This is a genomic window from Microbacterium sp. H6 (assembly GCF_003314775.1).
GTDB classification, from domain to species: Bacteria; Actinomycetota; Actinomycetes; order Actinomycetales; family Microbacteriaceae; genus Microbacterium; species Microbacterium oxydans.
In genome coordinates this window covers 391-926 of sequence record NZ_QOAY01000123.1, presented here as the reverse complement: position 1 = coordinate 926, position 536 = coordinate 391, and the positions used below count along the sequence as shown (strand labels likewise).

Below are 536 nucleotides of genomic sequence, written 5' to 3'. Positions count from 1 at the left end.
AGGGCATCGTCGAGCGGCACGAGCTCTGCGCCGAGAGCAGCAGCCTCCGAAGCGGCGAGCGTCGGGTCGACCAGCAGCGGTTCGGCCCCGAGCGCGCGGATGAGTTCGAGGTAGGCCCGCCCGGTACGCGAAGCCCCGATGACCGCGATGGGCGTGCCGAGGATCTCGCGCTGCACCCCGACCGCCGCCGCGTCGTACCAACCGTCGCCGGCGCGCAGGGCGTTGTGCATCTCCGGCACGCGGTGCAGCAGCGCGAGCGTGAAGGTGAGCGACACCTCGGCCACCGGTCGCGCCATCCCCGCGCCGGCCTGCGTCACCACGACACCGCGGTCGAACAGCTCATCGGTCGCGAAGGGCTTGATCGTGGCCCCCGTGTGCGCGATCAGTTCGAGCTTCGGCAGCGCCGAGAGCACTGCGGCGTCGAAGGGCCCGACACCCCAGCTCGTGATCACGATGCGTGCATCGTCGAGTTCGGCCTCGGCGAGACGATCGACGCGCAGGAGAGAACCACCGAGACGAGCGGCGACCGCGCCCAG

At 71.5% G+C, this 536-nt stretch carries 1 protein-coding gene; it reads right to left on the bottom strand.

Features of this window, described 5'->3' with window-relative positions; all coding sequences use genetic code 11:
* On the bottom strand, positions 1–536 hold a 536-nt coding region (locus tag DSP71_RS08240; RefSeq protein WP_309472610.1), incomplete at both ends, for an NAD(P)-dependent oxidoreductase.